Source organism: Xanthobacter variabilis, assembly GCF_043831965.2.
GTDB lineage: Bacteria > Pseudomonadota > Alphaproteobacteria > Rhizobiales > Xanthobacteraceae > Xanthobacter.
In genome coordinates, this window is sequence record NZ_CM195533.1 from 201,776 (window position 1) to 218,632 (window position 16,857).

Annotated in this window: 14 protein-coding genes; 7 read left to right on the forward strand and 7 right to left on the reverse strand. The window is 68.9% G+C overall.

What is annotated here, in order from left to right; genetic code table 11:
• Window positions 1-246 precede the first annotated feature (246 nt).
• Window positions 247-1,668, forward strand: a complete 1,422-nt coding sequence (locus V5F26_RS00890; RefSeq protein ID WP_234050990.1) for a glutamate synthase subunit beta — start codon at window positions 247-249, stop codon at window positions 1,666-1,668.
• A gap of 36 nt (window positions 1,669-1,704) precedes the next feature.
• Here V5F26_RS00890 and V5F26_RS00895 read toward each other — a convergent pair whose 3' ends face one another.
• Window positions 1,705-2,700, reverse strand: coding sequence for an AraC family transcriptional regulator (locus tag V5F26_RS00895; protein WP_394946692.1), 996 nt, complete (start codon window positions 2,698-2,700; stop codon window positions 1,705-1,707).
• 165 nt (window positions 2,701-2,865) lie between these two features.
• Between V5F26_RS00895 and V5F26_RS00900 the strand changes: the two genes are divergently transcribed.
• The 6 genes from V5F26_RS00900 to V5F26_RS00925 all read left to right on the forward strand — a co-directional run bounded on the left by V5F26_RS00900 (window position 2,866) and on the right by V5F26_RS00925 (window position 10,501).
• Entirely contained in the window at window positions 2,866-4,536 is a 1,671-nt protein-coding gene (locus tag V5F26_RS00900; RefSeq protein ID WP_394946693.1) for an acyl-CoA synthetase, read from the forward strand.
• A gap of 35 nt (window positions 4,537-4,571) precedes the next feature.
• Window positions 4,572-5,339, forward strand: coding sequence for a 3-hydroxyacyl-CoA dehydrogenase (locus V5F26_RS00905; protein ID WP_394946694.1), 768 nt, complete (start codon window positions 4,572-4,574; stop codon window positions 5,337-5,339).
• A 20-nt stretch (window positions 5,340-5,359) separates the two neighbouring features.
• Window positions 5,360-6,550, forward strand: a complete 1,191-nt coding sequence (locus V5F26_RS00910) for an acetyl-CoA C-acyltransferase (protein ID WP_394946695.1) — start codon at window positions 5,360-5,362, stop codon at window positions 6,548-6,550.
• A 488-nt stretch (window positions 6,551-7,038) separates the two neighbouring features.
• Window positions 7,039-8,166: an acyl-CoA dehydrogenase family protein gene (locus tag V5F26_RS00915; RefSeq protein WP_394946696.1), complete on the forward strand. Its 1,128-nt coding sequence runs from the start codon at window positions 7,039-7,041 to the stop codon at window positions 8,164-8,166.
• Between the two features lie 267 nt (window positions 8,167-8,433).
• Complete coding sequence (locus V5F26_RS00920) at window positions 8,434-9,606, forward strand: CaiB/BaiF CoA transferase family protein (RefSeq protein WP_394056125.1); 1,173 nt, start codon at window positions 8,434-8,436, stop codon at window positions 9,604-9,606.
• 241 nt (window positions 9,607-9,847) lie between these two features.
• The gene (locus V5F26_RS00925) at window positions 9,848-10,501 is read left to right on the forward strand and encodes an FABP family protein (protein ID WP_394056123.1); all 654 of its coding nucleotides are present in this window, start codon (window positions 9,848-9,850) and stop codon (window positions 10,499-10,501) included.
• A 125-nt stretch (window positions 10,502-10,626) separates the two neighbouring features.
• Here V5F26_RS00925 and V5F26_RS00930 read toward each other — a convergent pair whose 3' ends face one another.
• The 6 genes from V5F26_RS00930 to V5F26_RS00955 all read right to left on the reverse strand — a co-directional run bounded on the left by V5F26_RS00930 (window position 10,627) and on the right by V5F26_RS00955 (window position 16,732).
• Window positions 10,627-11,742, reverse strand: coding sequence for an NAD(P)/FAD-dependent oxidoreductase (locus V5F26_RS00930; protein WP_394946697.1), 1,116 nt, complete (start codon window positions 11,740-11,742; stop codon window positions 10,627-10,629).
• A 365-nt stretch (window positions 11,743-12,107) separates the two neighbouring features.
• Window positions 12,108-12,866 carry an iron ABC transporter ATP-binding protein gene (locus tag V5F26_RS00935; protein ID WP_394946698.1) on the reverse strand — a complete coding sequence of 253 codons (759 nt, stop codon included), beginning with the start codon at window positions 12,864-12,866 and terminating at the stop codon, window positions 12,108-12,110.
• On the reverse strand, window positions 12,863-13,759 hold the full coding sequence (locus V5F26_RS00940) for an iron chelate uptake ABC transporter family permease subunit (protein ID WP_394946819.1): 897 nt from the start codon (window positions 13,757-13,759) through the stop codon (window positions 12,863-12,865). Before V5F26_RS00940 ends, V5F26_RS00935 begins: the two co-directional genes overlap by 4 nt.
• Window positions 13,760-13,820: 61 nt before the next feature.
• Window positions 13,821-14,825, reverse strand: coding sequence for an ABC transporter permease (locus V5F26_RS00945; RefSeq protein WP_394946699.1), 1,005 nt, complete (start codon window positions 14,823-14,825; stop codon window positions 13,821-13,823).
• Window positions 14,822-15,751 (reverse strand): siderophore ABC transporter substrate-binding protein, encoded by a 930-nt coding sequence (locus V5F26_RS00950; protein WP_394946700.1) that lies wholly within the window; start codon window positions 15,749-15,751, stop codon window positions 14,822-14,824. The genes V5F26_RS00945 and V5F26_RS00950 overlap by 4 nt, the downstream gene beginning before the upstream one ends.
• Window positions 15,752-16,528: 777 nt before the next feature.
• Window positions 16,529-16,732 (reverse strand): DUF2934 domain-containing protein, encoded by a 204-nt coding sequence (locus tag V5F26_RS00955; RefSeq protein WP_394946701.1) that lies wholly within the window; start codon window positions 16,730-16,732, stop codon window positions 16,529-16,531.
• Window positions 16,733-16,857: the final 125 nt, after the last annotated feature.

Below are 16,857 nucleotides of genomic sequence, written 5' to 3' on the forward strand. Positions count from 1 at the left end.
AGGGCCCGGCGGGGAGAGCGCTGCCCTGATGGTCGCGCCTCTCCTTCCGCCGACATCGCGACACGGCGGAGGCCGCCTTTCCGGCCTCCCTCATCCCAAGCGCGGAGGAGTTGGCTGAACGGCAACCGCCGGCGCGCGCGAACAGGTTCTGCGCGCGGTTTCCGCCTCCTCAAGCTGTTCTAATTCTTGTAATGGAGCACGGTGCGCAGACGCGGCGCGCGCGGCGGCTCCCGCAACGAGGTTCCAATGGGCAAGGTCACCGGTTTCCTGGAGATTGATCGGCGCGAGCAGAAGTATCAGCCCGCCTCCGACCGCATTCGCCATTTCCGCGAGTTCACCCTGCCGCTGCCTGAATCCGAGGTGGTGAACCAGGCCTCGCGCTGCATGGATTGCGGCGTGCCCTTCTGCCACGGCCCCACCGGCTGCCCCATCCACAACCAGATCCCGGACTGGAACGACCTCGTCTATCGCGGCGAGTGGGAAGAAGCCGTCCGCAACCTGCACTCCACCAACAATTTCCCCGAATTCACCGGCCGCGTCTGCCCCGCCCCGTGCGAGGAAGCCTGCACCCTGAACCTCGAGGACATGCCCGTCACCATCAAGACGGTGGAGCAGTCCATCGCCGACATGGGCTGGAAGAAGGGCTGGATCAAGCCCGAGCCGGCGGCCGTGAAGACTGGCAAGACCGTCGCCGTCATCGGCTCCGGGCCGGCCGGCCTTGCCGCCGCCCAGCAGCTCGCCCGCGCCGGCCATGACGTGCATGTCTATGAGCGCGAGCCCAAGGCCGGCGGCCTGCTGCGCTATGGCATCCCCGACTTCAAGATGGAAAAGAAGCACATCGACCGCCGCGTGGCGCAGATGGAGGCCGAGGGCGTCACCTTCCATTACGGTGTCAATGTGGGCGTAACCACCTCCCTCCAAGAGCTGCTGGACCGCCATGACGCGGTGCTGCTGGCCGGCGGCTCCGAGGCCCCGCGTGATCCGCAGCTCACGGGCCAGGAGTTTGAGGGCGTGCATTTCGCCATGCCCTATCTGGTGCAGTCCAACCGCCGCGAGGGCGACGAGCAGATCACCGAGCTGCCCATTCTCGCCGCCGGCAAGCATGTGGTGGTGGTGGGCGGTGGCGACACCGCGTCCGACTGCGTGGGCACGGCCTTCCGCCAGGGCGCCCTGTCCGTCACCCAGCTCGACATCCGCCCGGTGCCGCCCATGAAGGAGGACAAGCTGGCGGTGTGGCCTTATTGGCCCACCAAGTTCCGCACCTCCTCTTCCCAGGCCGAGGGCGCCGAGCGCGAGTTCGCCTGCGCCACTTTGGGCATCGAGGGCCGCAACGGTCGCGTCACGGGCGTGAAGTGCGCCCGCGTGGATGCCAAGCGCCAGCCCATTTCGGGCACCGAGTTCGTGCTGCGCGCGGACCTCGTGTTCCTGGCCATCGGCTTCGCCCATCCCCTGCACGAGGGCATGCTGGCTGAAAGCGGCGTCTCCCTCGACAAGCGCGGCAACGTCAGCGCCAATGACGAGGACTATGCCACCTCGGTGCCGAAGCTCTATGCGGCGGGTGACATGCGGCGCGGCCAGTCCCTGGTGGTGTGGGCCATCCGCGAAGGCCGCCAGGCCGCCCACGCCATCGACAAGGCGCTTATGGGCGCCAGCACCCTCCCGCGCTGACGCGCGTCGGCGCCCGGCCACCTGCCGGGCGCCGTCTCATTCCTCTCGCGTCGCCTCCGACCGCCAGGCCCCCGGGCTCTTGCCGGTCCATTTGCGGAAGGCGCGGTGGAAGGCGCTGGGCTCGGAGAAGCCCAGATCGGCGGCGATCTCGCCCACATCCTTGCCCCCCTTGGCCAGCGCGGCGGTGGCAAGCGCGCGGCGCACGTCGTCCTTGATCTCGCGATAGGTCTGGCCCTCCAGCCGCAGACGGCGCCGCAGCGTGGGTTCCGGCATCCGCAGTTGCGCGGCCAGTTCCTCGAAGCCCGGCCAGCTGGGCGGCGCGCAAGCGCGCAGGCGGGCGCGCACCTTGGCCACCAACCCAGCATCATGGCGGTAGCGCACCAGGATATTGGCCGGCGCCCGGCGCAGGAATTCGCGCAGCGCCCGCTCGTTGCGGATGGCGGGCAGCTTCAGAAAGTCTGCGTCGAAGGCCAGGACGCTTTCCGGCTGGCCGAACCGCACCGGCGCCCCGAAAAACAGGCGATAATCGGCCCCATGGGCTGGCGGACCGCACCGGAAGTCCACCCGCCGCAGCGGAATGCGCCGGCCCACCAGCCAGCACGTAATGCCGTGCACCACGATCCAATAGGTGCGGTAGGCGAAGGCGGACCGGGGCGCGCCCGCGTCCTTCAGAACGATCTGGGCCAGCCCCTCGGCCACCACCAATTCCCCGTAGGGATCATCCATGACGAGCCGCAGAAAGCGCAGCGCGCGCTTCAGCGCCTGTTCCAGGGTCGCAGCGGACAGGATGGCGTGGCAGAGCAGCGTGAAGCTGCCCGAGCGCATGGGCCGCGCGCCCTCGCCGAAGAACTCGTCGTCGATCGCCTCCGCGATGGCGAGCCACAGCGCCCCATAACGCTCGGCCGACACCGGCTCGCTCACCTTCGCGGGTAGCCCGGCCCGGGCCAGCAGCACGGCCTCGTCGATGCCGCGACGGCGCAGGCATTGCAGCGCATCGTCCACAAAGCCGGGCGAGATCATGCGCCGCTCCATCACCCCTCCCCCGCTTCTGCCCGCCTTTGCCGGCGAATATTGCAAAATCGATCACAAATTTAGTCCCATTTGGTCATCGTATGCCACCTCCATCCATCGCTAGATCGAGGCAATCGAGAATGCGTCCCCGCCCACCGCGAAGCCGGGGACCGATGGAGGAGCACCATGGCCGACGCCCCCACACCCGCGCCCACCCATGCCGAAGCGGTTCGCGGCTTTCAGCTCGCGGACGTCGCGGCGCTGCTCGACGGCGATCTGGAGCAGGGCCTCAACGCCTGCATCGAATGCTGCGACCGCCATGTGGCATCGGGCGGCACCGCCCTCGACTGGGAGAGCGCCGACGGCCGCCGCGCCAGCTACACCTTTGCCCAGATGAAGGCGCTGTCGGCCCGCTTCGCCAATCTGCTCACCGCCCAGGGCATCAAGCCCGGAGACGTGGTGGCGGGCCTGTTGCCGCGCACGCCGGAATTGCTCATCACCATTCTCGGCACCTGGCGGGCCGGGGCGGTCTACCAGCCCTTGTTCACCGCCTTCGGCCCCAAGGCCATTGAGCATCGGCTGAAGACCTCGGACGCGAAGCTGGTGGTGACGGACAGCCACAACCGCCCCAAGCTGGACGAAATCGAGAAGGCGCCGAAAGCCGCCCTCGTCACCCGGCCCGGCGAACCGGCGCCTCGGGTGGACGATCTCGACTTCCACGCCGAGCTGGCCCGCCAGAGCCCCGATTTCGCGCCGGTGCTGCGCAAGGGCTCGGACCTGTTCCTGATGATGTCCACCTCCGGCACCACCGGCCTGCCCAAGGGCGTTCCGGTGCCGCTGAAGGCGCTGATGGCCTTCACCATCTACATGCGCGATGCGGTGGACCTGCGCCCCGAGGACAAGTTCTGGAACATCGCCGACCCCGGCTGGGCCTATGGCCTCTATTATGCCGTGACGGGCCCGCTGCTGCTGGGCCACGCCACCACCTTCTATGACGGCCCCTTCACCGCCGCCGGCACCTACGATGTCATCCGGCGCCACGGCATCACCAACCTGGCCGGCGCGCCCACCGCCTACCGGCTGCTGATCGCCGCCGGACCGCAGATGGCGGAGAAGGTGAAAGGCCAGCTGCGCGTGGTTTCCAGCGCCGGCGAGCCGCTGAACCCGGAAGTTATCCGCTGGTTCGCGGAGCATCTCGATGCCCCCATCCACGACCATTACGGCCAGACCGAGCTGGGCATGGTGGTGAATAACCACCACCGCCTGAAGCACGAGGTGCATCCCGGCTCCGCCGGCTTCGCCATGCCCGGCTACCGCATGGCGGTGCTGAATGAAAAGGGCGAGGAGCTGCCGCCCAACGTGCCCGGCGTGCTGGCGGTGGACATGGCCCGCTCCCCGCTGCTGTGGTTCACCGGCTACTGGCGGCAGGAAACCCCCGCCATGGCCGGCGGCTATTACCGCACCGGCGACACGGTGGAGCTGGAGCCCGATGGCCGCATCAGCTTCGTCGGCCGGGCGGATGACGTCATCACCTCGTCCGGCTACCGCATCGGGCCGTTTGACGTGGAAAGCGCGCTCATCGAACATCCCGCGGTGATCGAGGCGGCGGTCATCGGCAAGCCCGATCCGGAGCGCACCGAGCTGGTGAAGGCCTTCGTGATCCTGCGCGAGGGGGTGGAACCCACCGAGGCCCTGGCCGAGGAATTGCGGCAATATGTGAAGCACCGGCTGTCCGCTCACGCCTATCCGCGCGAGATCGAGTTCCGGACCGAACTGCCCAAGACGCCCAGCGGCAAGCTTCAGCGCTTCATGCTGCGCAACCAGGAAGCCAACAAGATCAAGGACAGCGCCGCCTGAGCAGGCAGCGCCAACGACAAATCGGGGGAAAGTCCATGCAGATCAAGGACCGCGTGTTTCTCGTCACTGGCGCCGGCTCCGGCCTTGGCGCCGCCGTCTCCCGCCTGCTGGTGGGCGAGGGCGCCAAGGTGGTGGGGCTCGACATCAATGCCGCGGCGGGCGACAGCATCGCCACTGAGCTGGGCGATGGCTTCCGCTTCCTCAAGGCGGACGTGACCAGCGAGGCGGACGGTCTCGCCGCGGTGGCCCTGGCCAGGTCGGCGTTCGGCGCCGTCCACGGCCTCGTCAACTGCGCCGGCGTGGCGCCGGGCGAGAAGGTGGCGGGGCGCGAGGGCCCGCACCGGCTGGAGAGCTTCGCCCGCGCGGTCTCCATCAATCTCGTCGGCACCTTCAACATGCTGCGCCTCGCGGCTGATGCCATCACGAAGGAAGAGCCGGGAGTGGATGGCGAGCGCGGCGTCATCATCAACACCGCCTCCATCGCCGCCTATGACGGTCAGATCGGCCAGTGCGCCTATGCCGCCTCCAAGGGCGGGGTGGCCGCGCTCACCCTGCCGGCGGCGCGGGAGCTGGCGCGGTTCGGCGTGCGGGTGGTCACCATCGCCCCCGGCATTTTCGAGACGCCCATGATGGCCGGCATGCCGCAAGAGGTGCAGGACGCCCTGGGCAAGAGCGTGCCCTTCCCCTCCCGGCTCGGCCGCCCGCCGGAATATGCCGCGCTGGTGAAGCATATCGTCGAGAACATCATGCTGAACGGCGAGGTCATCCGCCTCGACGGCGCGCTGCGCATGCCGCCGCGCTGAACATAAAAGGGAGGAAACACATGACCGCTTCGGATCCCATCGTCATCGTCGGCGCCGCCCGCACCCCCATGGGCGGCTTCCAGGGTGACTTCAAGGATGTCACCGCCTCCGCCCTCGGCGCCGCCGCCATCCGTGCGGCGCTGGCGCGCGCGGGGTTGTCCGCCGATCAGGTGGAGGAAATCGTTTTCGGCTGCGTGCTGCCCGCCGGCCAGGGCCAGGCGCCCGCGCGCCAGGCGGGGCTCGGCGCCGGGCTGCCGCTCTCGGCCGGCGCCACCACCGTCAACAAGATGTGCGGCTCGGGCATGAAGGCCGCCATGTTCGCCCACGATCTCCTCACCGCCGGTTCCGCCGACGTGGTGGTGGCCGGCGGCATGGAGAGCATGACCAACGCCCCCTATCTGCTCGACCGCGCCCGCGCCGGCTATCGCATGGGCCACGGCCGGGTGCTGGACCACATGTTCCTGGACGGCCTGGAGGACGCCTATGACAAGGGCCGCCTGATGGGCACTTTCGCGGAGGATTGCGCGGAAGCCTACCAGTTCACCCGCGAGGCGCAGGACGCCTTTGCCATCGCCTCCCTCACCAAGGCGCAGAAGGCCATGGCCGACGGCTCCTTCGCCGCCGAGATCACGCCGGTGACGGTGAAGGCCGGCAAGGCCGAGCGCGTGGTGGAAACCGACGAGCAGCCGCCCAAGGCCAAGCTGGACAAGATCCCCACCCTGAAGGCCGCATTCCGCGAGGGGGGCACCGTGACCGCGGCCAATTCCTCCTCCATCTCGGACGGGGCGGCGGCGCTGGTGCTCATGCGACGGTCGGAAGCGGAACGGCGCGGGCTCACCCCGCTCGCGGCCATTGTCGGCCACGCCACCAATGCCCAGGCGCCAAACCTGTTCACCACCGCCCCGGTGGGCGCCATGGAGAAGCTGGCGCAGAAGACCGGCTGGGCGCTCAAGGATGTGGACCTGTTCGAGATCAACGAGGCGTTCGCGGTGGTGCCCATGGTGGCCATCAAGGACCTCGCTTTGCCCGAGGAGAAGGTGAACGTGCATGGCGGAGCCTGCGCACTCGGCCACCCCATCGGCGCCTCGGGCGCGCGGGTGATGGTCACTCTGCTGGCGGCGCTGCAGAAATACGGGCTGAAGCGCGGTGTCGCGTCGCTCTGCATCGGCGGCGGCGAGGCCACCGCCGTGGCCATCGAGCGGCTGAACTGAGGGGCACGAGCGCGGCGGGAACACCCCGCCGGCGCGCTTCGTGCGCGTCGTCCCCCGCCAGGCCTGCAACACGGGCTCAGGCAAGGGACGCACGCACATGCGGCAGGCGCGGTCACGGCCCCACCGGCCAAGCCCCCGCTGGCCAACTCCCCGCTGGCCAAGCCGCGCTAGCCAAGCCGCGCCAGCCCTCTCCCGCTGGCCCTCTCCCGCTTGCGGGGGAGGGTTGGGAGGGGGAATGGCGCGCAACCGCCGGGGACAACCCCTGAGAGCTGCTCCCGGACCCCGCCTTCCGCCCCCTCCCCGGCCCTCCCCCGCAAGCGGGAGAGGGAGAGGGACCGCCCCACGCTTGCGGCCAAACCGCAGATCGCCCGAACCGACCGACCGCCCCAGAGCGCCGACCGCCGAAACCGACGACCGCCCGAACCACCGCCCGCCCAGACCGCCGGCGCCCGGAACAACCGCAACCCACAGGCCCGAGGACCCCACTCATGATCCTCACCGAGACCCAGACTGATATTCGCGATGCCGTCCGCGCCTTCGCGCAGGAGCGGCTCGCCCCCACCGCCGCCGCGCGTGATCGCGAGCATGCCTTTCCCCGCGCCGAGCTCACCGAGATGGGGGCGCTCGGCTTCCTCGGCATGCTGGTGCCGGAGGAGCACGGGGGCTCGGCCACCGATCTCGTCTCCTATGCGCTGGCACTGGAGGAGATCGCGGCGGCGGACGGCGCCTGCTCCACCATCGTCTCCGTGCATTCCTCCGTGGGCTGCGGGCCCATCGTGAAATTCGGATCGCAGGAGCAGAAGCAGCGCTTTCTGCCTAAGCTCGCGAGCGGCGAATGGATCGGCGGCTTCGCCCTCACCGAGCCGCATACGGGCTCGGACGCCGCCGCCATCCGCACCCGCGCCCGGCGCGAAGGCGACTCTTATGTGCTCAACGGCGCCAAGCAGTTCATCACCTCCGGCAAGAACGGGGATGTGGTGATCGTGTTCGCCGTCACCGATCCGGATGCAGGCAAGAAGGGCATTTCCGCCTTCATCGTGCCCACCGACACCCCCGGCTACGAGGTGGTGCGGGTGGAGGACAAGCTGGGCCAGCATGCCTCCGACACCTGCGCCCTCGCCTTCAACGACATGCGCATTCCCGCCGAGCTGCGTCTGGGCGCGGAGGGCGAGGGGCTGAAAATCGCGCTCGCGAACCTGGAGGGCGGGCGCATCGGCATCGCCGCCCAATCGGTGGGCATGGCCCGCGCCGCGTTCGAGGCCGCCCGCGCCTATGCCAAGGAGCGCGTCACCTTCGGCAAGCCCATCTTCGAACATCAAGCCATCGCCTTCCGCCTCGCCGACATGGCGACGCGCATCGAAGTGGCGCACCAGATGGTGCTCCACGCGGCGGCCCTGCGCGAGGCGGGCCGGCCCTGTCTCACGGAAGCATCCATGGCCAAGCTTTTCGCCTCGGAAACGGCGGAGCAGGTGTGCTCGGCCGCCATCCAGATTCATGGCGGCTATGGCTATCTGGCAGACTTCCCGGTGGAGCGGATCTATCGGGATGTGCGCGTGTGCCAGATCTATGAGGGCACCAGCGACGTGCAGCGCATCGTCATCGCCCGCAGCCTCTGAGGCGCGCTTGCCACCATGAAGCCGCTCTCCCGCCTGCGGGGGAGGATGGGAGGGGGAGAGGCTCAATTCTTCCCCCTTCCCGCGCCGGCCACCTCTCCGCCACGCGCCCCCTCCCTCGCAAGCGGGAGAGGCAGAGTGCGCCGCCCCAAGCATGCGGTCTCAAGCGCTCTCGGCCTCAAGCGCACGGCAGAAAATGCGGGGCCTGAGCCGCCCTTCGACCTCCAAATCAACATAGCGGCCGCCAAGGCCCGCCCGAGGAAACGCCAGATGACCGAAACCGCCAGCCCAGCATCACACGCCAGCCCGAAAGGCCCCCTCGCCGGCCTGCGCGTCGTCGATCTCTCGCGCCTCGCGCCGGGGCCCTATTGCACCATGCTGCTGGCCGATCTCGGCGCCGAAGTCATCGTGGTGGGCGGCGGGCGCGCGGGCGTCGCCATTCCCGAACTGTCACGCGGGAAGCGCTTCATTTCTCTGGATCTGAAAGCCCCGGCGGGCCGCGACGCGCTGCATGCACTGGTGAAGACCGCCGACGTGCTGGTGGAAGGCTTCCGCCCCGGCGTCGCCGCCCGCCTGGGCGCGGGCTATGAGGAGCTGTCCGCGCTCAATCCGAAGCTGGTCTATTGCTCCCTCACCGGCTTCGGCCAGGACGGCCCGCGCGCCCAGGAGGCAGGGCACGATCTCACTTATCTTGCGCTATCCGGCGTGCTGGGCGGCCTTGGGCCCAAGGGCGCGCCGCCGGTGCCGCCGCTCAATCTGGTGGCCGATTTCGCGGGCGGAAGCCTCGTGGCGGCGCTCGGCATCCTGGCGGCGGTGATCGAGGCGCGCGGCTCAGGCCGGGGCCAGCAGATCGACGCGGCCATGGTGGACGGCTCGCTTTCGCTCATGGCCATGCACCTGCCCTTGTGGCACACGCCCCATTGGCCGGCGCGGGGCGAAGGGCTGCTGGCGGGCGATAAGCCGTTCTACCGCACCTATGCCTGCGCCGACGGGCGCTATCTGGCGGTAGGCGCGCTGGAACGCGGCTTCTTTGAAAATCTCTGGCGCGTCCTCGATCTCGGCGCGGTGCCGGACCACATGGCGGCGGCCAACTGGCCGGCCATCGAGCGCACGTTGACCGAGACCTTCCTCACCCGCCCGCGCGATGAATGGGCGGCCCTGTTCGCGGGCACCGATGCCTGTGTGGCGCCGGTTCTGGAACCCCACGAAGTGTGGGACGAGCCCCACATCGCCGCACGCCATCCGACCTCCGGCCCCCATGAGGTGCCGGCGGTGCCGCGCCTCTCCCGGACCCCCGCCGTCGCCCGCCCCCTCGACCAGTCCGACCAGAGCCGCGCGGTGCTGGGCGCGCTCGGCCTTTCCGAAGCGCAGATGGATGCCGCCATCGACCCACCGCAGAAAGCCCAGCGCACCGGCCTCGATTGGCCACCGGCCCTGCGCTGAGAGCGCACTGAGCGGAACGAAAGCGCGGCCGGCCCGTCGGCACGGACCGGCACCGCGCCCACCACACACTTAAAACGTGTATCGACTATTTCCCGAGCGCTGAAAGGTCCCATATCACCGCGCACATCCTTGTGGCCCCGCCCCTGCTCGGCTTAAACAAGCTGAAGCGTTGCAGGAAAGCCGAGACCGTGCAGACGTTCGGTTATCCCGGCGGGGTCATTTCACTTAAGGATGTTGCTCCATGTCGAACATCATTGAAGACATCTATACCGAGCCCGAGGATTTTTCGCCGGATACACTTGCCAATCTCGGCCCCCTGCGCCGTCTTGCCGGCGTGTGGCAGTCGGACACGGGGATGGACGTGAACCCCAAGGCCGATGGCCCGGAGCGGCGCGCCTTCAGCGAAGTCGTAAAGATGGAGCCCATCGACCCGCAGACCAACGGCCCCCAGTTGCTCTATGGCCTGCGCTATCACGTCCACATCACCGCGCCGGGAGAATCCGGCACCTTCCACGACCAGATCGGCTATTGGCTGTGGGAGCCGGCCACCGGCCTCATCATGCAGACCATCGCCATCCCGCGCGGCCAGGTGGTGCTTGCCGGCGGCACGGCCGGGGCGGACGACAAGACCATTTCGGTGGAAGCGCGGCGGGGTGACACCCGCTTTGGCATCAGCTCCACCACCTTTCTCGAAGACGCCTTCCGCACCGACTTCTATCGCATCGACATTACCTTCAACGACGATGGCAGCTGGACTTATGTGACCCGCGTCGATCTGGCGATCCGGGGCCAGGAGCCGGCCTTCAACCATACCGACACCAACACCCTGCGCCGCATCCTGCGGCCGCGGCCCAACCCCATGGCGGCCACCCCCATGGAAGGCGCCGAGGGCTGATCCCCACGGACCGTGAGGGTGCTCATGGGCCTCGGGTCACACCCGTGCGGCGGCGGTCAAAGACCGGGGCCGATGGTGTGAAGGATCGGGCTCCCACAGCGGGAGCCCGTCCACCTGAAGCGACTTCAGCGGGGCGCGGTACCGGCCAGCATCTTTTCCACCTCGTCGCCCAGCGCCAAAGCGCTGGTGAGGCCGGGGGATTCGATGCCGAACAGGTTCACCAGCCCCGGCACGCCGTGGACCTGCTCGCCCTGCAACACGAAATCCGGCGTCGCGCCGTCCGGCCAGTCCAGCTTGGGGCGGATGCCGGAATAGCCGGGAATGAGGTCGTCCTCCGTCACGTCCGGCCAATAGCGGCGGATGGAGGCGAGGAAGGGTGCGCGGCGCGCCGAGTCCACCGCGTAATCGCGCGTCTCCACCCATTCCACATCGGGCCCGAACCGCCCCTGCCCGCCCAGATCGAGGGTGAGATGGGTGCCGAGGCCGCCCGGCTCCGGCACCGGATAGATGAGGTGGCGAAACGGCACCTTGCGGGCGCAGGTGAAGTAATTGCCCTTGGCATATTTCGGCCGGGGCACGAAGCGTGCCTCCAGTCCCTCGATGCGCCCCGCCACGGCGGTGGCGTCGAGCCCCGCGCAATTCACCAGCACCCGACAGCCAAGGGTTAGCGGGGCTTCGCCGCCCGCCTCCACCACGAAACCGTCCTTGCCCACCTCAGCCCGCACGAAGGGCGCGGCGAGCGCCACCATGCCGCCCGCCGCCTCCAGATCCCCTTGCAGCGCCAGCATCAGGCCATGGGAATCCACGATGCCAGTGACGGGTGAGAACAGGGCCGCGTGCACCGACAAGGCCGGCTCCAGGGCCTTCACCTCGGCGGCATCGAGCAGGCGCAGCTCTTCCACCCCATTGGCCTCGCCGGTGGCCTTCAACTTCTCCAGATAGCCCACCTCGTCCGCACTGCCGGCGACGATGAGCTTGCCGATGCGCGACACCCCCACCCCGTGGTCTGCGCAATAGCCGTAGAGCGCGCGGCGCCCGGCCACGCACAAGCGCGCCTTGAGACTGCCTGGGGCGTAATAGATGCCGGCATGGATGACCTCGGAATTGCGGGCGCTGGTGACGGTGCCGATGGCGCCTTCCGCTTCCAGCACGATCACGTCGTGCCCTGCCTGCGCCAGCGCCCGCGCCACCGCGAGCCCCACCACGCCCGCGCCCACGACGATGCAATCCACCCGATCCATGCCCGCTCCCATTCTCTGCCCCCGCGGCGAAGCGCACCATAATGCGCGGGGGTGCGCTTTCAAGCCGAGCGGGTGGCCGGCGCCCATGAAAGCAGGCCGCCGCAAAGGGCCTGGAACCCATCGCCGTCGAGAACAGCAGTCCGCGAAGGGAGCCGCCCCTCCTCCGCTCGCGGGTGAGGCGGCAGCGCATTGCCGGCCCAGCAGACGACAGGCCGTGAACGCGCCATCGCCCTTCGCAGCCCCCCGTTCGCCTTGCTACTCCGTGTTCGTGCCCAGTCCGCTGGTCCCCCTCGCCCGCAGGAGGGAGAGGGGGAAGCGGCCGGGCGCTGAGCGGTCGGGTCGGCCGCCAGTCGGTGGCCCGCCCGTCAGCGATAGAACAGGCCCACTTTGTCGCCCGCCACGTCCATCACCGTGATGTCCATGTCGTAGATGGCGCGCAGCACATCGGGTCGCATCAGCTCGGCGGGCGGGCCCTGGAAGGCGAGGCGGCCGTCGCGCATGGCCACCACGCGGTCGGCATGGCAGGAAGCGAAATTGATGTCGTGGAGCACCACCACCACCGTCTTGCCCAACTCGTCCGCCGCCCGGCGCAGCAGGCGCATGGTGGCAGCGGCGTGCTTCATGTCGAGATTGTTCAGGGGCTCGTCGAGCAGCAGATAGTCCGGGTCCTGCGCCAACACCATGGCGATGAAGGCGCGCTGGCGCTGGCCGCCGGACAGCTCATCCAGGAAACGGTCCTTCAGCGCATCGAGATCCACATAGCCGATGGCGCGCGCGACCATCTCCCGGTCCTCGCCCGTCAGGCGCCCGCGCGAATAGGGAAAGCGGCCGAACGCCACCAGTTCCGCCACCGTCAGGCGCGGCGTCACCGCATTGGCCTGCCGCAGGATGGCGAGCCGCCGCGCCAGCACGGGACCCGGCACGGCGGTGACATCCTGGCCGTCAAGGGTGACATGGCCGCCGCTCGCCGGCATCAGCCGCGCGACGATGGACAGCAGCGTGGACTTGCCCGCCCCGTTCGGCCCGATGAGCGCGGTGAGCCCGCCGGGCGGCAGGTCGAAGGACACGCCATCCAGCACCCGGGCGGCCCCATAGGCCTTGGCGAGATTGCGGATTTCAATCACGACCGGTCCCTCCGCAACAGCAGCAGGATGAAGACGAGCCCGCCCACGAACTCGATGACCACGCTCAGGGTCGTGCCCAGGTTCAACAGCCGCTCCAGCACCATCTGTCCGCCCACCAGGCAGATGACGGCCACCAGCACCGCTGCCGGCAGGGTGTAGCGGTGGCGATCCGTGCCCGTGAGGTGATAAGCAAGGTTCGCCACCAGCAGGCCGAAGAACAGCACCGGCCCCACCAGCGCCGTGGACACGGAAACCAGCACCGCCACCAGAGCCATCAACAGCGCCACCACCCGGCGATAATCCACCCCCAGATTGATGGCCACCTCGCGGCCCAGGGACAGCACGTCCAGCACCGGCGCCAGCCAAAGGGCGAGCGCGCTGCCCAGCACGATCACCACCCCGGCGAGGGGCAGGAGCGTGGTGTCCACCGCATTGAACTGGGCGAACAGCAGCCCCTGGAGCACGGCGAAGGCATTGGGATCCAGCACCCGCTGGAGCAGAGCCGCGAGGCTGCGGCACAGCACGCCGAACACCACGCCCGTGAGCAGCAGCAGATGCAGGCTGTTGCGCCCGTCGGCGAACAGCAGGCGGAACAGCAGGAGCGCCGCCGCCACCATTACCAAGGCCTCGCCCAGAAAGCGCAGGCGCGGATCCAGCATCAGCACCGCCTGGGCGCCGAAGGCGAACACGGCCAGGGTCTTGAACACCACGAACAGCGCATCGAAGCCCATCACCGCCGGGGTGAGGATGCGGTTCTGCGTGAGCGTCTGAAACACCACGGTGGAGACCGCCACGGCCGTCGCCACCGCCACCAGCCCGGCGAGCTTGGTGCCGCGAAAGGTGAGCACGAAGCTCCAATTGCCCCGCGCCCCCACGGTGAGGAAGGCCGCCATGGCGAGCAAGGCGAGCGCGGCGAGCAGCAGCAGCGTCCGCGCCGGTCTTTGGGAGAAGAGGCTAGCCAAGGCGATAGCGCCGCCCGAGCAGCAGATAGAGAAACACCGCGCTGCCCACCACACCGGCCACGGTTCCCACCGGGATCTCATAGGGAAAGCGGATGATCCGCCCGATGATGTCGCAGGCCAGGAGGAAGGCGGCGCCGCACAGCGCCACCCAGGGCAAGGTGCGGCGCAGATTGTCGCCCATCACCAGCGCCACCACGTTCGCGACGATGAGACCCAGAAAGGGCACCGTGCCCGCCGTGACCACGCAGGCAGCCGTCACCAGCGAGACGATGACGAGGCCGAGCGCCACCACCTTGCGATAATCCAACCCCAGGTTGGTGGCGAAGGCATCGCCCAGCCCCGCCACCGTGAACCGGTCCGCCGCCACATAAGCGAGCACGGCAAGGGGCACGCTGATCCACAAGAGCTCATAGCGCCCCCGCAGCACGCCGGAAAAATCCCCCGTGGTCCAGGCGGCCAGCGCCTGCAGCAGATCGAACCGATAGGCCAGGAAGGTGGAGACGGATTCGATCACCCCGCCCAGGATCAGCCCCACGAGCGGCACGATGAGCGTGGTCTTGAGGCTCAGCCGGTCGACGATGCGCAGGAACAGGAAGGTGCCGGCGAGGGCGAACAGGCCCGCCACCAGCATCTTGGCCAGCATCGGAAGATCAGGCGCCGCCACCATCACCACCACCAGGCCCAGGCGCGCCGCCTCGGCGGTGCCGGCGGTGGTGGGTTCCACGAAGCGGTTGCGGAACAGCATCTGCATAATCACCGCCGCCACCCCCATGGAGAGGCCGGCGAAGATCAGGGCCAGAGTGCGCGGCACCCGGCTCGCCAACAGCACCAGCAGCGCCTGGCTCTCCCCGCCCGACCACAGGGCGGAAAGGCTCATGTCGCCAACGCCGATGAAAAGGCTCGCCGCCGCCAGCACCATGAGCAGCACCAGCGCCAGCGCAAACGCCCCTGGAGCCACCGGCCACCGGCCGGCCGCCCCCGCCCGAACGGCGCTCATCGGGCCGCGCCAGCTTCCGGCGGCGCCCCATCCGCGCGGGTGCCATCGAGCGCCGAAGCGAGGGATTCCAGCGTCTCCGCCACGGCCCGGCCGCCGCCCGCCGTCAGATACCAGCGAGGCGCGTCGAGATAGACGATACGGTCCGCCTTGGCGGCGGCGGTTGCGGCGATAATGTCGTTGTCAAGCACCACCTGGGCCGCCCCGGAGGCACGGCCCACGGCCGCGTCGCGGTCCAGCACCAGCAGCCAGTCCGGATTGGTCTTCAGGATGTATTCGAAGGAAATGACGTCGCCGTGGGTGTCCCCCGCCTGGCCGGTGGCCACCGGCGTCAGCCCCAGGTCCCCATAGAGCCAGCCGAAGCGGGAGCCGGCGCCATAGGCCGAGAGCTTGCCGCCATTGACCATGATCATGAGCACGCGGCCCGCCTGCGGCGCCACCGTCTTCACCCGCGCGAGGGCCGCCTCGATCCTGCCATTGAGCGCGGCGGCCTCGCCCTGCTTGCCGAAGATGCGGCCCAGCGTCTCCACATTGGCCCGCGCCCCGGCGATGAAATTCCGCGGATCGACAGTGAGGTCGATGGTGGGGGCAAGGGCCGCCAGCTCCGCATATTTCGGCGCCGAGCGGCCGCCGACGATGATGAGATCCGGCGCCAGCGCCGCCACCGCCTCATAATCGGGCTCGAACAGGGTGCCCACTTTCACATGGCGGCCATCGCCATAGGCCTTCAGCGGCCCGGGCAGAACCGCATCCGGCACGCCCACCACCGCCACGCCCATGGCGTCCAGCGTATCGAGGGAGGGCGCGTCGAACACCACCACGCGGGTGGGGCGCTGGGCCAGCACCGTCTCTCCGCGGGCATGCTTTACCACCACCGGGTTCGCCGCCGCCGGCAACGCCGCGAGCGCTGCCAGAAGGACGATGGCCAAAAGGAGGGGAGCCAAAAGGACCGGGGCCAGGAAACAGGCGGCCGGGCGGAAGAGCCTCGGCCGCATGAGAAGGCCCAAGGACCGGCGCGCAAGCGCGAGCGCCGGGCTCCACCGTCCAGCCGCCGTCACGGCACCCGGCCAGCGGGCCACGGGGCACACATGCCGCAACGGAAAATGAGAGTGGAAGCTCTGGAAGTGGCGATTGATTGAAATTAGAATAAATAAAAACAAGATCCGAACCTCGATTTTATCGAGAAAATTGCAGCCTCTCGGCGTGCCACCAAAATGTTATTTCTCCGCCGATGCCTCCATCACTCATCTTATACATGCCCATTGGCGTCAAGCCCCTCGCTCATGCCCGCGACGGGTCGAATACAAGCCTGGAAGCACCTGGGAAGCACCTGGGAAGCACCTGGGAAGCACCTGGAGACGAAGGATCCGGCTACGGGCGCGCGGATGAGGCACGGCATTCAATCCGCACAAGGCGGAGGCCGGCGAACAGGGAACCGCGCCGCCCTCGGCCGGTCTCGGGTTCCCTCGCACGTCGCGAGACCCCTGCGGGGGATGAGCGAGGGGCGATCAGGCGCCCCCGTCGCTTCCCCGTGCCGCACACACGCGCTCTCGCTCCTCGCACGCATTCATGCGAGGAGCGGACGCATTTCCACTGCCCATTTTCCCTGCCCCAAGAAGCTGGGAAATGCGCCCGGGCCACGCCAGCGGGTAGCTGCCCCCTGCCCTGTCACTCCTCCCATCCGGTGACGGAGTGGCGCGGAGGCGTCAGGGGCGCAGGCCGTTTTTCAGCACCTGCAGTTCAGCGAGGGCCCAGTGCTCACGATCCCGTCCGGCGGGACATCCTTCCTCGCGCCAGATGGCGCGCGCGCGCCGACGGATCTGGTCCCGCTCGAATTCCGAAAGCGCGGCCCGCCCGCTCTCCGATGCGGCCGGGGAAGTGGTTCCGGTGGTATTCGCGGCATTGCTCATATCGTCCTCCCTATGGCTGCTCGGGCGCATCCGGGCTCCCTTGACCTCAGCCTCTGTTGCCTCAGGCCCCCCTTGGCCTCGTCCCCGGGGGTCCGGACCGGAGCACCCTCGCCTCTTTGGAAACG

Coding starts and splice junctions, on each gene's coding strand:
- V5F26_RS00890 (WP_234050990.1), top strand. CDS start 247: ATGGGCAAGGTCACCGGTTTCCTGGAGATTGATCGGCGCGAGCAGAAG.
- V5F26_RS00895 (WP_394946692.1), bottom strand. CDS start 2,700: ATGGAGCGGCGCATGATCTCGCCCGGCTTTGTGGACGATGCGCTGCAA.
- V5F26_RS00900 (WP_394946693.1), top strand. CDS start 2,866: ATGGCCGACGCCCCCACACCCGCGCCCACCCATGCCGAAGCGGTTCGC.
- V5F26_RS00905 (WP_394946694.1), top strand. CDS start 4,572: ATGCAGATCAAGGACCGCGTGTTTCTCGTCACTGGCGCCGGCTCCGGC.
- V5F26_RS00910 (WP_394946695.1), top strand. CDS start 5,360: ATGACCGCTTCGGATCCCATCGTCATCGTCGGCGCCGCCCGCACCCCC.
- V5F26_RS00915 (WP_394946696.1), top strand. CDS start 7,039: ATGATCCTCACCGAGACCCAGACTGATATTCGCGATGCCGTCCGCGCC.
- V5F26_RS00920 (WP_394056125.1), top strand. CDS start 8,434: ATGACCGAAACCGCCAGCCCAGCATCACACGCCAGCCCGAAAGGCCCC.
- V5F26_RS00925 (WP_394056123.1), top strand. CDS start 9,848: ATGTCGAACATCATTGAAGACATCTATACCGAGCCCGAGGATTTTTCG.
- V5F26_RS00930 (WP_394946697.1), bottom strand. CDS start 11,742: ATGGATCGGGTGGATTGCATCGTCGTGGGCGCGGGCGTGGTGGGGCTC.
- V5F26_RS00940 (WP_394946819.1), bottom strand. CDS start 13,759: ATGGCGGCCTTCCTCACCGTGGGGGCGCGGGGCAATTGGAGCTTCGTG.
- V5F26_RS00945 (WP_394946699.1), bottom strand. CDS start 14,825: ATGAGCGCCGTTCGGGCGGGGGCGGCCGGCCGGTGGCCGGTGGCTCCA.
- V5F26_RS00955 (WP_394946701.1), bottom strand. CDS start 16,732: ATGAGCAATGCCGCGAATACCACCGGAACCACTTCCCCGGCCGCATCG.